11 protein-coding genes and 1 pseudogene are annotated in these 18959 nt (G+C 39.2%); 3 read left to right on the top strand and 9 right to left on the bottom strand.

All coding sequences use genetic code 11. From position 1 onward, the window contains the following. Positions 1–43: 43 nt before the first annotated feature. From ung to HMPREF1320_RS01475, 5 genes and pseudogenes are all read right to left on the bottom strand, one after another. A complete protein-coding gene (gene ung / locus HMPREF1320_RS01495) occupies positions 44–709 on the bottom strand; it encodes a uracil-DNA glycosylase (protein ID WP_009417200.1) in 666 nt (221 codons plus the stop codon). A 3-nt stretch (positions 710–712) separates the two neighbouring features. Beyond that, positions 713–1473: pseudogene (locus tag HMPREF1320_RS01490) on the bottom strand (DUF6261 family protein). Positions 1474–2039: 566 nt separating this feature from the next. Further along, positions 2040–4211 (bottom strand): endonuclease MutS2, encoded by a 2172-nt coding sequence (locus tag HMPREF1320_RS01485; protein ID WP_009417195.1) that lies wholly within the window; start codon positions 4209–4211, stop codon positions 2040–2042. Further along, the gene (locus HMPREF1320_RS01480; protein WP_009413660.1) at positions 4212–4808 is read right to left on the bottom strand and encodes a lipoprotein signal peptidase; all 597 of its coding nucleotides are present in this window, start codon (positions 4806–4808) and stop codon (positions 4212–4214) included. It abuts the gene before it with no gap. An 84-nt stretch (positions 4809–4892) separates the two neighbouring features. Continuing rightward, a complete protein-coding gene (locus HMPREF1320_RS01475) occupies positions 4893–7403 on the bottom strand; it encodes a tetratricopeptide repeat protein (protein WP_009751481.1) in 2511 nt (836 codons plus the stop codon). Positions 7404–7912: 509 nt separating this feature from the next. On the opposite strand from HMPREF1320_RS01475, the gene HMPREF1320_RS01465 reads away from it, so the two are divergent. Continuing rightward, a complete protein-coding gene (locus HMPREF1320_RS01465) occupies positions 7913–10036 on the top strand; it encodes a Tex family protein (protein ID WP_009417190.1) in 2124 nt (707 codons plus the stop codon). 155 nt (positions 10037–10191) lie between these two features. Here the strand turns inward: HMPREF1320_RS01465 and gltX are convergent, their stop codons facing one another. The 4 genes from gltX to gyrA all read right to left on the bottom strand — a co-directional run bounded on the left by gltX (position 10192) and on the right by gyrA (position 15931). Further along, positions 10192–11694 carry a glutamate--tRNA ligase gene (gene gltX / locus HMPREF1320_RS01460; RefSeq protein WP_009751427.1) on the bottom strand — a complete coding sequence of 501 codons (1503 nt, stop codon included), beginning with the start codon at positions 11692–11694 and terminating at the stop codon, positions 10192–10194. 6 nt (positions 11695–11700) lie between these two features. Next, positions 11701–12363, bottom strand: a complete 663-nt coding sequence (locus HMPREF1320_RS01455) for a hypothetical protein (RefSeq protein WP_009751477.1) — start codon at positions 12361–12363, stop codon at positions 11701–11703. Positions 12364–12413: 50 nt separating this feature from the next. Beyond that, positions 12414–12773, bottom strand: coding sequence for a YraN family protein (locus tag HMPREF1320_RS01450; protein WP_034553813.1), 360 nt, complete (start codon positions 12771–12773; stop codon positions 12414–12416). Between the two features lie 632 nt (positions 12774–13405). Further along, positions 13406–15931, bottom strand: a complete 2526-nt coding sequence (gene gyrA / locus HMPREF1320_RS01445) for a DNA gyrase subunit A (RefSeq protein WP_009751430.1) — start codon at positions 15929–15931, stop codon at positions 13406–13408. Positions 15932–16286: 355 nt separating this feature from the next. Between gyrA and HMPREF1320_RS01440 the strand changes: the two genes are divergently transcribed. Together HMPREF1320_RS01440 and cysS are read left to right on the top strand one after the other, a co-directional pair. Continuing rightward, positions 16287–17231 (top strand): glycosyltransferase family 2 protein, encoded by a 945-nt coding sequence (locus HMPREF1320_RS01440; RefSeq protein ID WP_009751457.1) that lies wholly within the window; start codon positions 16287–16289, stop codon positions 17229–17231. 33 nt (positions 17232–17264) lie between these two features. After that, positions 17265–18743: a cysteine--tRNA ligase gene (gene cysS / locus HMPREF1320_RS01435; protein WP_009417189.1), complete on the top strand. Its 1479-nt coding sequence runs from the start codon at positions 17265–17267 to the stop codon at positions 18741–18743. Positions 18744–18959 lie beyond the last annotated feature (216 nt).

The following is an 18959-nucleotide window of genomic DNA, read 5'->3' as shown; positions in this document are numbered from 1 at the left end:
CTGAATGATAGATAATAAACGCTCATAACTTTTCCTATCTTAATTACCAGTTTATGGCTTCCTTCCCTACGGATGTAAGATAGGCATTAGCTTTGCTGAAATGTTTGTTGCCAAACCAATAGCCTTTGTTTGCACTCAAAGGAGAGGGATGCCCTGAGGTAAGAATGCAATGTTTTGCCGGGTCGATAAGGCTTGTTTTCTTTTTGGCATAACCACCCCACAACATAAACACTATATTGTTACAATGTGCTGAAACTGCTTTAATAACAGCGTCAGTAAAAGTTTCCCACCCTTTATTTTGGTGGCTACCAGCTTCGTTGGCTCTTACGGTGAGAGTGGCGTTCAGCAGCAAAACTCCTTGCGATGCCCAGCGCTCCAAATTGCCACTGATAGGGTAGGAGGTACCTAAATCTTGCCCTATTTCCCTAAAAATATTGATAAGTGAAGGTGGGTGGGCAATGCCATCGTGTACCGAAAAGCACAAACCGTTTGCCTGCCCTTCGCCGTGATAGGGGTCTTGCCCGATGATAACTACTTTCACCCTGTCCAGCGGACAATGGTCGAAAGCCGAAAATATTTGCTTTCCTTTGGGATAACAGATATTTTCGGCATATTCTTTCTTTACAAAATCGGTGAGCTGACTGAAATATGGCTTATTAAATTCTTCTTGTAATACCGACTTCCAGCTGGGGTGTATGTTCACTTCCATAGTTTATGGGATAACATTTGTATTTTCTTTGTTTTTAGCAGAAGGGGCATTCGGCTTTCTACGCGCTATCACATCGGCGTAATACTTCCTGCTGTTATTGATGACCTCCAACGTCTTTTTGTAGAACTCATCTTGTTTCACTCCCGATAGAGTTACAATGTAATTTACCATATTGCGGTAATCATCTGAGAGCTCTTTTCGTAGCGGACGTATATGATAGGCTTCTTTTTGCAAGGTTTGGAACGACCTGTGCGAAAAAAGTTCATCAAACGCCTTATTAGATTTTTCCAACTCACTTACAAACTCCTTAATTTGCAAGGTTTTCACTGCACTTACATAAGGTTCAGCTTTGAGCTGAGTAATAAGGGTTGTAAGGTTGCTGGTTTCTTCCTCATACGTTTCTTTTGAAACATCTTTATAAGGGTCTATAAGCCTTTTTAACGTTTCAAAAGCCTTTTTCTTATCGTCCGTTTTTGCATATTTATAGGGGCGAATACTCAAACGCAAGGCACGCATATCGGTATCTCTTGCGTGGTCAAGCTCGGCGAGTTTTTTGGTCTCTTCACTAGAACGGATTCTTTCCAATCCCTTTTCATAAGAAGGAATTTGCCTTTTAACTTTTCGAAGAGCACTTTAAAATCGGCATCTGTTTCCAATTTTAAATCAGTCTTGCCGAAATCTTCAAAAAATCGCACTAAAAATTGTTTAAACTCGGCATTATGCAAGCGAGCAAGGTCTAAATTGATTAACTTCTCCTTTTTCATAAGTAGAAAATATTTTTTTGAGGTTGTTAAATAATATAGTATTATAAATTAGGGATTATCCTAATAACGATAATCCTCGTTTTTATGCGACAAAATTACGAATTTCTTTTTTTATATGCAAAATTATTTTCAAAGTTTTTTATTGATATATGAAAAATCAATATTATTATATGGTGTTTGTATTATATTTGATTCAACTTTGCCAAAGTTTCAAACTTTGGCAAAGTTAATACTGTAAAAACTACTATTCAAGTGTAATATTCGTCGCAACATTCCCCCCTTGAGGGGGGCAAGGGGGGTGTTTGCATTATAATTGTAATAATTTACGCAGAAAAGACCTACCCCGTTCCCCTTTCGAAGGGAAAAATCCGCAAAAGTACACTTTTTTGTAACTTTACAAAGTTAAACTACTCAAAAAGTGGCTCGCTATTGACTTTATAAAGTTCGGCAAGTCAAAAAGTGACTTTCTATTCACTTTAAAAAGATAAAGAACTTAAAAAGTGATTGTTTTTTGGACAATCACTTTTTTGAAATATTAATAAGGTGCCTTTTCGGCAAGTTGAACTTTATCGGATTTTCTGTACGAGCTCCAATTCGTCCAAAGAAACAGAGGTAGTAAACGCCCCGTAATTTACTATGGCTTTGCCTTTTTCAATCTTATCGATACTTCCCACGCTCCGGCTGTCTTTAATGCGCACACGGTCGCCTACTGAAAGGGCGCGTTGTAGCTTTTCCTTTTCGGCGCGTTCTTGGGCAATGCGCTCTTTCTTCTCTTCTTTGCGTTGCTGGCGGATAGCCTCCATTTGCTTATGAACTTCTTGGGTAGTAGTTTTTTTCTCCTCTTTTTGCTTGGTACGTTCCTCTTTGCTTATTTGTTTGCGCTTGGCATTTTCTATTTCAATGAGTTTAAGAAATTCGGATACCAAAGGGCGACGCTTACCATCGTAGAAATAACGTTCGGCTATCTGATCTACCTTGCTACCTAAGGTAATCATACGTTGGTTTTGGTCATAGAGCTCTTGATAATTTACGAGTTTGCTTTTTATTTTATCATTGAGTTCTTCTAAACGTTTGGCTTCTTCGCGGGCTTTGGTTTCCTCATCTTTCAGGGTTTCGGCAGTTTTTTCCATTTTGGAGCGTTCTTTCTGCAATTTGGCGATAGTGGCATCAAAACGCACTTTTCCTTTCTCTATTTTTTTCTTAGCCCGATTGATGAGGCTAAACGGAATACCGTTTTTCTGCGCTACTTCAAAAGTGAAAGAACTTCCCGCTTCGCCTATTATCAGCTTATAGATGGGCTCTAAGGTTTTATCGTTGAAAAGCATATTGGCATTGCTGGTGTGAGGCAATTCATCTGCCAGCATTTTTAAATTGGTGTAATGGGTGGTAATCACCCCAAAAGCCTTTCGGTGGTAGAACTCTTCTAAGAATATTTCAGCCAAAGCACCTCCTAATTCGGGGTCACTACCTGTCCCGAACTCATCTATCAAAAACAAGGTGCGGTGGTTGCACTTCTTGAGGAAGTAATTCATATTTTTGAGTCGGTAGCTGTATGTGCTAAGGTGGTTTTCAATAGATTGGTTATCGCCGATATCGGTAAGAATGCGTTCAAACAAACACATTTTAGAACGATGATGTACCGGAACGAGCATTCCACTTTGTAACATTAATTGCAATAAGCCAATGGTTTTAAGTGTAATACTTTTTCCGCCCGCATTAGGTCCCGAGATGACAATAATACGATTTTCATCATTCAGTTCTATGGTTTGAGGGAAGGTAGTAACACCTTTTTTGGCATTGTTCAGGTACAGCAAAGGGTGATATGCTTCACGGAGGAATAGTTCGCGCTCCTGAGTGATTTCTGGCAAAAGTGCGTTCATTTGGTGAGCGTACTTGGCTTTGGCGCAAATAATATCAACGGCTGTGATGTATCGCTGATAGCCTTTCAGCAGGTCGGCAAACTGACTGATGAAGATGGTAAGTTCTCTTAATATACGCTGGATTTCCTCTTTTTCGTCATAAAGCAGATTGGAGAGTTCGCGAGAGTAGATTTCGGTTTGTCGCGGTTCTATATACACTATGCTACCCGTTTTTGAGCTCCCCCATACGGTGCCTTGTACTTTTCGACGGTACATTACTTTCACTGCCAGCACGCGACGGTTTTCTATTACGGTCTCGCGGATATCATCGAGATAGTCGGCAGTGTTATACTCGGCGAGAGCACGATTGAAACTTTCGTTGAGTTTTCCTTTCAAGGCGCTCAGCTCGCGACGTATATTGCCAAGCGTAGGAGAGGCTTCGTTTTTTATCTCGCCGTACTTGTCCAGCACTTTATCGATAGCGTTCAGCAGTTCGGTAGTATACTCGATACTATCAGCCGTTTCGAAAAGGGTAGGGTATAGCGTTTTGAACTTCTTAAAAAAGAGAATTTGTGTGTTTACAACCTCGCTGATACGATGAATCTTCCTAATGCTCGACACTTCTAACAAGGCGTTTTCAATAGATAGGAGTTTAATTTCGGAAGTGATAGATTCGCAATAGTGTGAAGGGATTGTGTTGTTATTATCAAAAGACGATAGGTATTCATTGGTTTGATTCAGTGCCAATAACAGGCTCTCCTGATTGTCGAAAGGCTTGATACGTAAGGCGTATTTCTTGCCGAGTTCAGTAAGGCAAAGGTCAGACAAATGAGAGAGTACAATGGGGAACTCTAAGTCTTCAAGTGTTTTTGTATTCATTTAGTTTTTAGGAAATATCTTTTTGTGATATAAAATCATCAGCCCCACTGCTATACATATTGCAGAGTCAGCCACATTGAACACAGGCTCGAAGAAACGAAAGCGTTCGCCTCCCCAAAAGGGTACCCAGCTGGGAAGTGTAGTATCGATAATAGGGAAGTAGAACATATCCACCACTTTGCCGTGCAAGAGGGTTCCGTAAGGATTTTCGGCAAATAGGGTAGCAATGTTACCATAACTATGGTCGAAAATTATGCCATAAAACACCGAATCGATGATATTGCCCAGTGCTCCTGCCAATATCAAAGAAATGCAAATGATAAGTATCTTAGGTTGTTGCTTTCTCACTGCCGATACCAGCCAATAACCGATACCTATTACCGCTACAATGCGAAAGAGGGTAAGAATGAGTTTGCCGTATTCGCCGGGGATTTTAGTGCCCCAAGCTGCGCCTTCGTTTTCTACAAAGTAGATTTGAAACCAACTGAAAACGGTTACGGCTTCGTTGAGGATAAAGTGTGTTTTGATGTATATTTTGCTCCATTGGTCGATGATAAGTACCAACAGAATAATAAGGAATGCGTGTTTTAATTTCATATTGTTTTTTTGCTAAATGAGGCGCAAAGATACTAAAATAAAGCTGAATGACAAGCCATAAAGCAACAAATACTATAAGCTGACTTAGTTTTCATTCTTTTCTTTCTCCAAGAATTTCTCTTTGTCTTTGCGAATTTGTACCAATCGGTAGTTTTCAGTGGCTATAACAAAAGCAGATAGTTTGTTTTTCTCCAAGAACTCTTTCAAATCAGTAACAATGCTCTGAGCTGAATAAGCATCGCGGATATTATGAACTACCAACCAAGTTTCATCGGCATTATAGAGGTCTTCTGAAAGGGTAAGTACCTCAGAAATTGCCTTTAATTTCTGGGTAAGTTGTTCTTTTATAGTTGTACGTGTCTCGGAAACCGTACCTGTAATGACTACTTTCCATTTCGTAGCCTTATCGTCAGTAACAAAATCTTCGGTTTCTACATCTTTAAGCTCATCTAATAGATTTTTAGCCTCTTCACTTTCAGCAGTGGCAGGATAGTTAGTCGCTATCTGTTGTAACTGCGCTTGGTAAGGAGCAAGCCCCTCTAAACGTGCCGTTGTTTTGGCTTGCAACAGTGCGATAGCAGGTGCTACTGAAGTTTCACGATACTGCGCCCCTTCTGTTTGCAACTGGTGAGCCGTCTCGATAATTTCACCGCGATTGTATTGAGCCATAAGGGTATCAACAAAAACTTGTGCCTGTTTATTGCGCTCTTGTTGTGAGGTTTCGCTTCCTTGCAATAGTTTTGCATAATCGGTATTAGGATAATTAGCAAGTAGTCGCCCTTTGATGGTTTCAGCTTTGGGGTTATGAGCATCAGTGTAATTCTTTTGAAGCTCATAAAGTGTAACTACTTCTAATTCGGGAGAAGGATTGTTGGCAAGAACACGTTCTAAACGTTGTATAGCCAATTCATTTTCACTGAATTTAGAGCGATAGAGCACGCCCAACTGGTACAAGGCTTTATTTCTATCGATGTTAAGTTGAGCGATTTCGGCTTCGGTCTTAGGAAGTTGAGAAAGATAAGTATCGGGAGTTTCTACTTCTTTTTCAGCTATTTGTTGTGTAGTAGCTGAGACAGTGAGGTTCGCCACAGTAGCATTCCCCATACTCGACCAACGCCAGTTATCCTCCAATTTGCGGTCTCCCCAATATTGTTGAAACTGTTGTTTCCCATAAGCTACACTCATCGGATTGTAGAAATAAAACTTGCCACCTTTTTCAGTAGTAGCATCGGGCATAGTTACCCCCATACCTGTATTGGCAACCTTTTTATTGTGTTGCTTTTGTGTGCGAAGAGCAATTGCTTTCTGTACAGAATCGATATGTTTTTGGTAATACGCACGACGTTCTGTCTCTGGCAAGCGCATAACTTTTAAAACGCTATCATTTTTCTTAACGACATATTCTAACTCAGCAATCTTGGACAAGTTATCTCTTTTTCTGCGAATAAAAAGATGTTCAAAGGTATGTTCAGGGATATAAGTAAGAGTACTATCCAAATGCTGATAAGCTCCCGTGTAGTCTTTTTGGTCAAAAAATAATTCAGAGAGACGTGTATGAGCTTTTGCTTTTAACGGATTGTTATTCTTATTGTTGGAAAGAGAACTGCGATAAAAATCGGTAGCCAAACGCTTATCATCGTCTTTTAAAAGTTCGCCGTGAGTGTAGTAAAGCACATCGAGATAGTTTTTGTGCTCATAACGGCGTTCAAGCTTGGTAAGGTAAGCTAAAAAATCAGCCTTTTCTTCAGGGGTAAATGTTTTGTTGCGAGCCTTTCCTGCTTGGGCTTCTACCCATAGCTTACGCGGAATCTTCCAGTTTTGCTTCACAACCTTTTCAAAAGCTACTTCGGCAGAGTCTTTTTGATGCTGTTTTTCATAAAGCTGAGCTGCAATAAAGTAATATCTACCGCGTAAAGCCTTATTACGAGTGTATTTACCAGCATTGTAAAGCGCATCGGCAGCCTCAGGATATTGTTCTTGGTTGATATAAGCCTGTCCTAAGGTAGCATAGGCTTCAGCTCTATCATTTTTGCGTAATTTAGGATTCTCTTTTAAAAATTCAGTGAGTTTTTCTATGGCAATTTTATCTTTACCTAAACGGAGATTAGCTTTTTGTGCCCAAACCGCTGCCTCAGGAATACGCTCGCTGGTTCCGTAGTTTGTAAGCAGGTGATTGAAAGCCTCTAAGGCAGGAAAAAAACGCTCATCGTAATAACGGGCTTGACCGAGTAACATATAAGCGTCGTCAATTTTATAGTTGCGTTGTACTCCTTTAAAAACCATAGAGTGTTTCTGAATGGTTTTAATAGCTTTTTCTTCAGCACGTTGAAAATCAGCATTACCTGTACCATCTAATTGCACTTTTCCTGTCATACCAATAGGCTCTACGGGTAGAATTTCACTAAAATTATCTTGATATTTTTCGCGTAGTTCATTAAGACCTTTGGCATATGCTTCCTCCCCATTGAACAGTACATTATACTTGGTAACAATAGGTTGCATCTGACGGTTATAATAGGTATTAGCATTAGGTGTACAAGCTAAATATAGCAAAAAAACAACTAAAAAACTACTGTATAGTAAAACTCTTTTCATACTTTTTCATAAGTGCTGTTACAGAGTGCGAAAGTACTACTTTTTTTTAAAAGAGCGAAATATTATTTCAAAAAAATAAGTTTTCTCTACCAAAGCACCGCTTTGTATACAGTTTAGATATATTTTTACTCTTGTTATCCTTCGTTCATTATTCGTTCATTGTTCGTCCTTTCTTCGTCCTTTCTTCGTCCTTTCTTCGTCTTTTCTTCGTCTTTTGTTCGTCATTTGTTCGTTCTTTGTTCGTTCTTTGTTCGTTCTTTGTTCGTTCTTTGTTCGTTCTTTGTTCGTTCTTTGTTCGTCTTTTGTTCGTCTTTTCTTTATCTGCCCGTGGGGCTCGCACCGTCTTTTGTTCGTTAATTGTTTCTCTGCCTGTCGTGCTACGACCTCGCACTGTCATTGATTTAGTATTATTGGCATTGTGGTATTAAAAGACATTTGCTAATCTGCTAATTCTTCAATATCTTTGCACCTTCAATTTAAAAACACTGTTAAATCGATGACACATTAGTATGACAAACATTCAATATATAAAAGCCCAAACACAACTACCTGAAAAAGCTATTGAAAACACACTTTCACTATTAACCGAAGGCTGCACTATCCCCTTCATTGCACGCTATCGAAAAGATAGCACTCAGAATTTAGATGAAGTAGCCATTGAGCATATTGCCAAATCCCAAGCTGATTACGACAATATCTGTAAGCGCAAAGAAACAATTCTCTCTTCTATTGAAGAACAAGGAAAGCTTACAGACGATTTGCGTAAACGTATTGAGAACTCTTTTGAGCTCAATGAATTAGAAGACCTATACCTGCCTTACAAAAAACGGCGTAAAACAAAAGCCGATGTAGCCAAAGAAAACGGCTTAGAACCTCTTGCAAAACAGATAATGAGTCAGCGTGTAACCGACTTGGAACTATTAGCAGGGCGTTATCTTTCCGATAAAGTACCTACTGAAGAAGATGCTTTACAAGGGGCTTCGGATATTATAGCTGAATGGATTAACGAGAATACGTTTATACGTCGCACTCTTCGCCGAATATTCCAGCGCAAAGCAATCATCAGTAGCGAAGTAGCCAAAGGTAAAAACGAAGAGGAAGAAGCTCAGAAATACGCTCAGTATTTCGATTGGGAAGAAGCCCTTAACAAAGCGCCCTCTCACCGTGTATTAGCAATGTTGCGTGCTGAAAAAGAAGGATTTGTAAAACTAAAAGTACAAGTAGATAGTGAAGAAACCTTACCTTTTATGGAAGAAAACATCATAAAGAGTAGGGGAGAAGTAGCCGATTTCTTGAAGAAAACGGTAAAAGACAGCTACAAACGCTTATTAGAGCCTTCTATTTCCAACGAAACACTACAAGAGGCAAAAGATAAAGCCGATGTGAAAGCTATCAGTGTGTTTGCCGAGAACCTTTCACAGTTGTTATTAGCGTCTCCTTTGGGTGAAAAGCGCATTTTGGCTATTGACCCAGGATATCGTACAGGTTGTAAGGTAGTGTGTTTAGATGAAAAAGGCGACCTTTTGCATCACGATGTTATCTACCCTCACGCTCCCCAGAATGATATAACTATGGCTACTAAAAAGCTCAGCACAATGGTTTCTCAATACAACATCCAAGCCATTAGTATAGGCAATGGTACTGCTTCTCGCGAAACAGAGTCGTTTGTAAGAAGTATTGCTTTCGCTAAAAAGGTGGAAGTATTTGTGGTGAGTGAAGCAGGAGCATCGGTCTATTCAGCTTCTAAAATAGCTCGCGATGAGTTCCCCGATTACGATGTAACTGTACGTGGGGCAGTATCCATAGGCAGGCGTCTTGCCGACCCTTTAGCTGAATTAGTGAAGATAGACCCTAAGAGCATAGGAGTAGGTCAATACCAACACGATGTAAACCAGTCGTTATTGAAAGAGGAGCTCGATGCAACGGTAGTACGTTGCGTGAACAAAGTAGGGGTAAACCTCAACACAGCAAGCAAATCACTACTCAGTTATGTATCAGGAATAGGAGAGAAGATGGCTGAAAACATAGTAGCCTACCGCTCGGCTAATGGTGCTTTTAGTAAGCGAGAAGACTTAAAAAAGGTACCTCGTTTGGGTGATAAAGTATACCAGCAAGCAGTAGCTTTCTTACGTGTACATAATAGTGAGAACCCGCTCGACAATTCAGCAGTACACCCCGAAGCCTATCCTATCATCAAACAAATGGCGAAGGACACGGGAATCTCAGTGGCACAACTTATAGGTAACAAGCAAGCTATTGCCACTATTGATATTCAAAAGTACAAAACAGATAAGGTTGGTGAACTTTATTTGAAGGACGTATTAAAGGAATTAGAAAAACCAGGGCTCGACCCTCGTACTACTGCTAAAGCCTTTGCCTTCGACCCTAATGTAAAAACCTTTGATGATGTGCGTGTAGGAATGATATTACCTGGTATAGTAAACAATATTACTGCCTTTGGTTGCTTTGTGGACGTAGGTGTTAAAGAAAGTGGATTGGTACACATCTCTCAACTGAAAGAAGGTTATGTTTCTGATGTGAATGAAGTAGTTAAACTCCACCAACAAGTGCAAGTAAAAGTGATTGAAAAAGATGAAGTGCGCAAACGTATTTCATTAAGTATGGTGTGGTAATAATTAACGATGGAAACACTTACAATTTGCAGTAGATACAAACGCTATAAAGTACCTCCTCATCAAACACGGTTCGTATTATCAGAATAAAATAAGCCTGTATGAAAAACTTTTCATATAGGCTTATTTTAAGTTGCTATTCTGCTCTATATATGTTACTTTTCTGCTGAAAGAAGTGCGTCTAAACGGCGTAGTGTTTCCTCTTTGCCAATCACTTCTATAATATCAAATACGTGAGGTCCTTTGAGTTCACCTACTAAGGCTAAACGCAACGGAGGCATCACTTGTCCAAAGCCTAAGCTTTTAGCTTCCATATATTGTTTTACTGCTTCTTCTAAAGCTACTGAGGTAAAGTTAGATGTGTTTTTAAGTACCTCACTTACTTCTTTTACGATTTCAGGAGTTTGCTCTTTCCATTGTTTTTTGAGTGCCTTTTCGTCGTACTGAGCGGGAGCTTCAAAAAAGAATTTGCTAAGTTCCCAAAAATCACTCACAAAGGTAGCACGCTCTTTGATGAGACCAACTACTTTCTCTATTGTAGCCATCGGAACTGTAACGCCTCTTTGGGTAAGGTCTTTTTGGAAAAGGGTAGCTAATTCTGCATTAGGCTTCATTTGTAGGTATTGGTGGTTGAACCACTTTATCTTCTCAGGGTCAAAGCGAGCACCTGCCTTATGTACTTTTTCCAAATCAAAGAGTTGCACGAGTTGCTCGACAGTGAAGATTTCTTCATCGGTACCAGGATTCCAACCCAAGAGTGCTAAAAAGTTGATAAGTGCTTCGGGGAAATACCCTTCTCCACTAAAACCTTTGAGGGTTTCGCCATTCTCTGTCCAATCCATTGGGAAAACAGGGAAGCCTAATTTGATACCGTCACGCTTGCTGAGCTTACCATTACCCACCGGTTTGAGGATAAGAGGTAAGTGTGCAAAAGCAGGGGCTTGCCAACTAAAAGCGCGATAGAGCAATAGGTGCAATGCCATAGAAGGCAACCACTCTTCACCGCGTATCACGTGAGTGATTTCCATTAAGTGATCGTCTACGATATTTGCCAAGTGGTAAGTAGGCATTCCGTCGCTTTTGAAGAGCACTTTATCGTCTAAGGTACTCGTATCAATAGTTACTTCACCACGAATCATATCGTTCATTTTTAGCTGTTCGTTATGTGGCATTTTAAAGCGAATCACATATTCATCACCACGCTCTAAGCGTTGTTGTACTTCTTCTTTGTTAAGTGAAAGTGAGTTTTGCAATGCATCACGTGTAGCCCAATTGTATATAAAGGTCTCTCCTTTGGCTTCTGCTTCCTTGCGAGCTGTATCTAATGCCTCAGCAGTATCAAAAGCGTAGTATGCCCAACCGTTATTGATAAGGGTATCGGCATATTGTTTGTATAACGGTTTACGTTCACTTTGGCGATAAGGGGCGTGTTTGCCTTCTTTGCCTATTCCCTCGTCGTAAGTAAGACCTAGCCAATTGAGGGAATTTATGATGTACTGTTCTGCGCCTTCAACATAGCGATTTTGGTCGGTATCTTCTATGCGAAGTAAAAAATCACCACCGTGCTTTTTGGCGAACAAATAATTAAATAGGGCGGTACGTACGCCTCCGATATGCAATGCTCCCGTAGGACTGGGAGCAAATCTAACTCTAACCATTTATTTTTATAATAATTTTAAATCTTTAATTACTTTGAAAGCTATATCGATGTGGATTTCGGGGATTACGATAGTAAATTCGTTGGCGGTAGAAATCACCTCGTTCATATTCACTCCCTCCCAAGCCAAACGTTGAAATATAAAATAATAAATACCCGATACTGAGACGTTTTCTTCGGGAAGTTTTACACTAATAGCTCCTAAATCGGTGAATTTTTGCAAAATGCGTTCCTTCTTAAAGATATTCTCAACAATAGACTCCATTGAGTTACTGACAATAATATTTGCTTCATTTACCCCACGAGTAGTAGCGTAGAAGATATCTCTATTATTTTTGATTTTATTGAGTAGCTGAGCCTGAGCATTCATAAAGGTCTCAGAGGTTAAGAAAGTATAGTCGGTTAAATTTGAACGAACAATAATATCGCCTATATTCTTCAATACTTTTACAATACGATGAGTAGAGCGAAACTCCATATCTACTGAAAGGCGTTTGAGAGCCATAACAATAGCCCCATTGCGCACTTCACGCTGAGTAGTTTCAGCTTGTATATCCTTACGTATGATACGAGCCAAAGAAGTAAGGTTAATAATCCCTTCTGAAAGAGCGGTTTGTAAGAAAGGTTTTGATTTGATATAGTGCTCGACGGCTGATGCTATTGTTTTCATTTGTATTGGATATTATAAATTTATTTAAAAGTAATTGGGGGCATAAATCATTAAAAAGGATAAAAAGCGTCTTCTATGTAGTTTAAGCTAAATTCTGCATTGTTTTTTACGATGGATATAATATCAAATTGTATTTCTACATCTAAGTCTTTTTTCTTTATATAAAAATCGGTAGCTTTCACTAATAGTTCTATCTTTTGCTGATTTACAGAGCTCTCGGGTTCACCATAAGCACTTGAACTACGTGTTTTTACTTCTGTGATATGCAAAATATTTCCTTTTTGCGAAATGATATCAATCTCGGCGTGCCCGAACCTAAAATTGCGTTCTAAAATAGTATGACCATTTTCTATTAGGAAGTTTACGGCATCTTGTTCTCCTTCATTTCCTAAATCGTTGTGCATTGCCATAATAAGCATTGGTTTTTATAATTTAACGCCAAAAGTACAAAATATTAATATATGTAACAAAAAAATATTAGTTTTTTTTCATTTCTATAAGTTGAGAGGGACTAAGCTATTTGATATCACAATACTAATTATATAGGTAAAAGGTAAAAGGTAAAAGGTAAAACAATGCGAGGTCGTAGCACGACAGGTAGATAGTGTGAGCCGCACAGGCAGTCGTAGCACGACGGGCAAATAAACAAAAGACGGTGCGAGCCGCACTGGCAGATAAACAATTAACGAACAAAAGACGAACAAAAGACGAACAATGAACGAAGGAAGGACGAACAAAGAACGAATAAAGAACGAATAAAAGGTGGAAGAAAAGTGGGGGTAAGTTAAAACTAAGATATAAATAAGAAGAATGTTATTAGTAGATTTCAACTTTGCCAAAGTTTCAAACTTTGGCAAAGTTTGTATATGTAAATGAACAAAAGACGGTGCGAGTCGCACGGACAGATAAAGAAAAGACGAATAAAAGGCGAACAGTGGTTAAAGGAATAGCGGAGGTAAGGTGGGTAAATTAGGGTAGAAAAAAAGCCCGTAATACGCAGTATTATGGGCTTTTTTAATTTAATTAATTATGAACACAAATTTTATTCTTGAGTATCTAAAGGTTCATTATCATTAGTAGGAGCTCCTTCAGTGCTCTCATCGTCATCTTCTTTCATTACCTTAGTAACGGCAGCAATAGAGTCTTTGCCTTTGATATTGATGAGTTTTACGCCTTGAGTAGCACGTCCTAAAATACGAAGGGTATCGATTGATAAACGAATAGCAATACCTGATTTATTGATAATCATCAAATCTTCACCTTCTAAAACGCTTTTAATGGCTACTAACTGACCTGTTTTCTCGGTAATAGAAATGGTTTTTACCCCTTTACCACCACGGTTAGTAATACGATATACGGCTTCGTGTGTTTCGGGGTCATCAATATAGGAACGTTTACCATAGCCGTTTTCTGATACTACCAATACAGTCTCTTCGCGTGGGTTTTCAATAGCAATCATACCTACTACCTCATCGTTTTCAGTATCTAAGTCGATACCACGAACCCCTTGCGAATTACGCCCTACGGCACGCACTTTGTCTTCGGCAAAACGAATCGCACGACCTGATTTCACGGCTAACATCAACTGGCTACTGCCTGAGGTAAGTTTTGCTTCGATAAGTTCGTCACCTTCTTTAATAGTGATGGCATTGATACCATTCTGGCGTGGACGAGAGTATTCTTTGAGAAGCGTTTTCTTAACAATACCCTTTTTAGTAGCCATAATGAGGTAATTGTTGCTGATGTAGTCTTCATCTTTGAGGTTTTGTACACTCACGAAAGCCTTAATCTTATCATCGGATTCGATATTGATAAGGTTTTGTATAGCACGACCTTTGGCAGTTTTGCTACCTTCTGGTATTTCGTATACACGCATCCAGAAACACTTACCTTTTTGAGTAAAGAATAATAAATATTGGTGATTAGAACTTACAAAGAGGTGTTCTAAGAAATCTTGGTCGCGTGTGGTAGAGGCTTTTTGTCCTACACCGCCACGGCTTTGGGTCTTATATTCACTAAGCTGAGTGCGTTTGATATAGCCTGCGTGTGAGATGGTAATTACCATTTTATCATCAGGAATCATATCTTCTACACTGAATTCGCCCCCTGCGTATTCAATGGTAGAACGACGCTCATCGCCATACTTCTCTTTTATTTCTAGTAGTTCTTCCTTAATAATTTCGGTACGACGTTCTTTGCGAGCTAAGATATCTTCTAAATCGCGTATTTCAGCCAGCTTTTCTTCGTATTCTTCTTTTGTTTGTTGGATAAGAACCTTATTGATACGACGTAGTGCTAACGCCAAGATAGCTTCGGCTTGTACATCGGTAAGGTCGAATTCGGCAATTAAATCTTCTTTGGGTTTATCGTGGAAACGGATAATCTCAATAGCTTTACCCATAGTGTCCTCGGTTGCCATCACCTTCATATACCCTTCTAAAATATGAATACGCTCTTTGGCTTTGCGAAGTTCATAGTCGGTACGCCTATACACTACGTCATAACGGTGTTCTACGAAGTGAAAGATAAGGTCTTTAAGGTTTAACAACTGAGGGCGTCCTTTTACTAAGGCGATGTTATTAACACTAAATGAGGTTTGTAGCTCGGTATGCTTAAAGAGATTGTTGAGCACTACATTAGGGACTGCATCGCGTTTGAGAATATAAACGATACGTATTTTACCACGAGCTGATTCATCGCGTACATCGGTGATACCCTCTAACCTACCTTCTTTTACGAGGTCAGATGTTTTTTTCAAAAGCACAGATGTATCGACTTGATAAGGGACTTCGGTTACTACAATACAATCTTTACCTTTTATTTCTTGAAACTCAGCTTTGGCACGAATGATTACTCGTCCGCGTCCTGTTTTGAAGGCTTCTTTTACGCCTTCATAGCCATAGATAATACCTCCCGTAGGAAAATCAGGAGCTTTGATGTATTTAATGAGTTCATCGATTTCAATATCGTTATTGTCGATATAAGCAATAGTTCCATCGATAACTTCATTAAGGTTATGAGGAGCCATATTAGTAGCCATACCTACTGCGATACCTGCTGAACCGTTCACCAATAGGTTAGGGATGCGTGTAGGGAGTACGATAGGCTCTTCACGAGAGTCGTCATAAGTAAGTTGGTGGTCAACTGTCTCCTTATCGATATCTGAGAGCATTTCTTCGGAGAATTTACGCATACGGGCTTCGGTATAACGCATTGCGGCAGGGGGGTCACCACCCATTGAACCGAAGTTACCTTGTCCGTCTACAAGCATATAGCGTAAACTCCAATATTGTGCCATACGCACCATAGTATCGTAAACAGCTGTATCGCCGTGAGGGTGGTATTTACCGAGAACCTCACCCACAATAGCAGCCGACTTTTTATAAGGGCGATTGCTGAGCACTCCCATATCGTACATACCGTAAAGTACACGGCGGTGTACAGGTTTTAAACCATCACGAACATCGGGCAATGCACGTGAAACGATTACCGACATCGAATAATCGATATAGGCAGATTTCATTTCATCGCTGATGTCTACAGGAATCAGTTTTTCTCCTTCTGTCATAATATATTAATAGGTATCTGTTATATAAATTAGCGTGCTAAGATACAACCTTTTTTTATATTGGCAATAAAAAAATGTTTGTTTTTTCATCATTAAACTGTAAGTGTTTGATAGTAAGTGTGAAAATAACTTATAAAAAATTAATAGAAAAGAAGAAAAATAGTGCTATAGATTAAGTAAAAGAGCCTCTGATAGGTGAAAATGCAGTGTTATTATCTATGAAATCGTATTTTAAAGTGATTAACCTTATATCATTCATATAAACAAATTATATGGTGATAAAAATGAATTTATTTGCCACATTTATTGGTATTCATTATTAATTTATTACTTTTGCACTTCAAATTGTTATAAGATGCAAATTTCAATCGTTATACCGCTTCTCAACGAACAAGAATCGCTACCTGAACTTTATCAGTGGCTACACAAAGTACTCACTGAACACCGTTATTCTTATGAAATTATCTTTGTAGACGATGGTAGTACTGATAATTCTTGGCAGGTAATCGAAGAGTTATCGGGTAAAGACACTAATGTACAAGGTATTCGTTTTTTGCGCAATTACGGCAAATCACAAGCATTGCACGCAGGTTTCAAACAAGCACAAGGTGAAGTCGTGATTACTATGGACGCCGACCTGCAAGACAGTCCGGATGAGATTCCTGCTCTTTATAATATGATTACCCAAGAGGGTTATGACCTTGTATCGGGGTGGAAGAAAAAACGTTATGATTCGGTATTGGCAAAAAATCTGCCTTCTAAACTTTTCAACTGGGCAGCGCGCAAAACCTCAGGTCTCACCCTCCACGATTTCAACTGCGGACTCAAAGCCTACAAACAAGAGGTTGTAAAGAATGTTGAAGTATCAGGTGAGATGCATCGCTATATTCCTGTATTGGCAAAGAACGCTGGTTTCAACCGCATTACTGAGAAAGTTGTACAACACCAAGCCCGCAAATACGGTGTGACCAAATTCGGTATGAATAGGTTTATCAATGGTTTTTTAGACCTTATCACCATTAGTTTTCTATCCCATTTCGGTAAACGTCCGATGCACTTCTTTGGAGCATTGGGAGTACTGATGTTCTTTATAGGTTTTTTGTTTTCGGCTTACCTTGGTATTGATAAATTATTTATCAATCCACACGGTCGCCTTATTGCTGATAGACCTCAGTTTTACCTTGCCCTTACCACTATGATTATCGGCACACAACTATTTATTGCAGGCTTTCTGGGAGAAATTATTTTAAAGACTAAAAGTAACGAAGAGAGATATAAAATTAGGGAATTAACAAATTAGTAAATTAGCAAATTAGTAGATAATATAACAGTAATGGAACATCAATTAAAAATATTTAATTCCTTAACAGGAGAAAAAGAAGTGTTTGTACCCTTACACGAAAACAATGTAGGAATGTACGTATGTGGGCCTACTGTGTACAGTAATGTGCATTTAGGCAATGTGCGCACCTTTATGTCGTTTGATTTTGTCTATCGTACGCTTAAATTCTTAGGTTACAAAGTACGCTATGTACGCAATATCACCGATGCAGGTCACCTTACCGATGATGGTGATGTGAACAACGACCGCTTTGTAAAACAATCACGTCTCGAAAAACTCGAACCTATGGAAATTGTACAAAAATACACTGTAGATTTCCACAAAGTATTAGAGATATTTAACTTACTGCCTCCTACTATTGAGCCTACCGCTACAGGGCATATATTGGAGCAAATACAGCTTACCGAAAAACTCTTAAAAGACGGATTTGCTTATGAAAGCAATGGTTCTGTATACTTCGATGTACTTGAATACAACAAACGCGGACTCAATTATGGGGAGCTCTCTCGACGCAATATAGAAGAGCTCTTTGCCAATACTCGTGATTTAGATGGGCAAGGCGAAAAACGCAATCCTCAAGACTTTGCGCTCTGGAAGAAAGCTTCTCCTGCCCACATTATGCGTTGGGCATCACCTTGGGGCGACGGCTTCCCAGGTTGGCACTTAGAATGTACGGTGATGAGTACCAAATACCTCGGTAACCAATTTGACATTCACGGAGGCGGTATGGACTTAAAGTTCCCACACCACGAATGCGAAATTGCACAAGGAAAAGCGGGGCACGGCGAAAGTCCCGTACGATACTGGATGCACGCTAATATGCTCACAATGAACGGGCAACGTATGAGTAAATCTACTGGTAACTATATATTGCCTATGCAACTCATCAGCGGAGAGAATACTTTTTTTGAGAAACCTTTTGCTCCCGCTGTTATTCGCTTTTGCTTTATGCAAGCACACTATCGTAGTGTACTTGACATTTCTAACGAAGCAATGCTCGCTGCCGAAAAAGGCTTTAACAGACTTATGGAAGCGATGAAGATATTGAATGAACTTACTACTGATACAGAGCTCCCAACTTCGCTCCCTATAGCCGAATGGAAACAAAAATGCTATGATGCACTGTTAGACGATTTCAATTCACCTATACTCATAGCCCATCTCTTTGAAGCTGTAAAGTGGATATTTCAAGTAAAAAATGATGAAGAGAGAATTTCGGTAACAGAGCTCAAGGAATTGAAAGAACTGATGAATGCTTTTGTTTTTGATGTATTGGGGTTACAAAGTGAGCAACAAGCAGCTAATAACAATGACAAACTCGACGGCGTGCTTCAGTTGCTTATCAATATGCGAATGGAAGCTCGTGCCAATAAAGACTGGGCGCTTTCCGATAAAATTCGTGATGAACTCCTTGCATTGGGTATTCAGCTCAAAGACGGTAAGGAAGGAACGAGTTATAGTGTAAATTAAAACAACTGTTGCGGTTGAAACAAAGAGCTTAGTAGTACTTAATTCAGAGAATGTAGAGATTCGTCTTTATGGTGATTATTAGGTGCTTAATAATTTGATTTATGAACCAAATTATCTATGCTTTAAGTTCTTAGAATGCTATATAAAAAGATACTATAAAGAAATGTTAAATTTATTTGTGTAATTTGTAAAAAAGAAATACTTTTGCAGGGTCAA

Source organism: Capnocytophaga sp. oral taxon 335 str. F0486 (assembly GCF_000277665.1).
Lineage (GTDB): Bacteria > Bacteroidota > Bacteroidia > Flavobacteriales > Flavobacteriaceae > Capnocytophaga > Capnocytophaga ochracea.
Note: the sequence above shows the minus strand (reverse complement) of the source record. Positions and strands in the feature narration are given on the sequence as shown.

Coding starts and splice junctions, on each gene's coding strand:
- HMPREF1320_RS01465 (WP_009417190.1), top strand. CDS start 7,913: ATGACAAACATTCAATATATAAAAGCCCAAACACAACTACCTGAAAAA.
- HMPREF1320_RS01440 (WP_009751457.1), top strand. CDS start 16,287: ATGCAAATTTCAATCGTTATACCGCTTCTCAACGAACAAGAATCGCTA.
- HMPREF1320_RS01475 (WP_009751481.1), bottom strand. CDS start 7,403: ATGAAAAGAGTTTTACTATACAGTAGTTTTTTAGTTGTTTTTTTGCTA.
- ung (WP_009417200.1), bottom strand. CDS start 709: ATGGAAGTGAACATACACCCCAGCTGGAAGTCGGTATTACAAGAAGAA.
- gyrA (WP_009751430.1), bottom strand. CDS start 15,931: ATGACAGAAGGAGAAAAACTGATTCCTGTAGACATCAGCGATGAAATG.
- cysS (WP_009417189.1), top strand. CDS start 17,265: ATGGAACATCAATTAAAAATATTTAATTCCTTAACAGGAGAAAAAGAA.
- HMPREF1320_RS01455 (WP_009751477.1), bottom strand. CDS start 12,363: ATGAAAACAATAGCATCAGCCGTCGAGCACTATATCAAATCAAAACCT.
- HMPREF1320_RS01485 (WP_009417195.1), bottom strand. CDS start 4,211: ATGAATACAAAAACACTTGAAGACTTAGAGTTCCCCATTGTACTCTCT.
- HMPREF1320_RS01480 (WP_009413660.1), bottom strand. CDS start 4,808: ATGAAATTAAAACACGCATTCCTTATTATTCTGTTGGTACTTATCATC.
- HMPREF1320_RS01450 (WP_034553813.1), bottom strand. CDS start 12,773: ATGGCAATGCACAACGATTTAGGAAATGAAGGAGAACAAGATGCCGTA.
- gltX (WP_009751427.1), bottom strand. CDS start 11,694: ATGGTTAGAGTTAGATTTGCTCCCAGTCCTACGGGAGCATTGCATATC.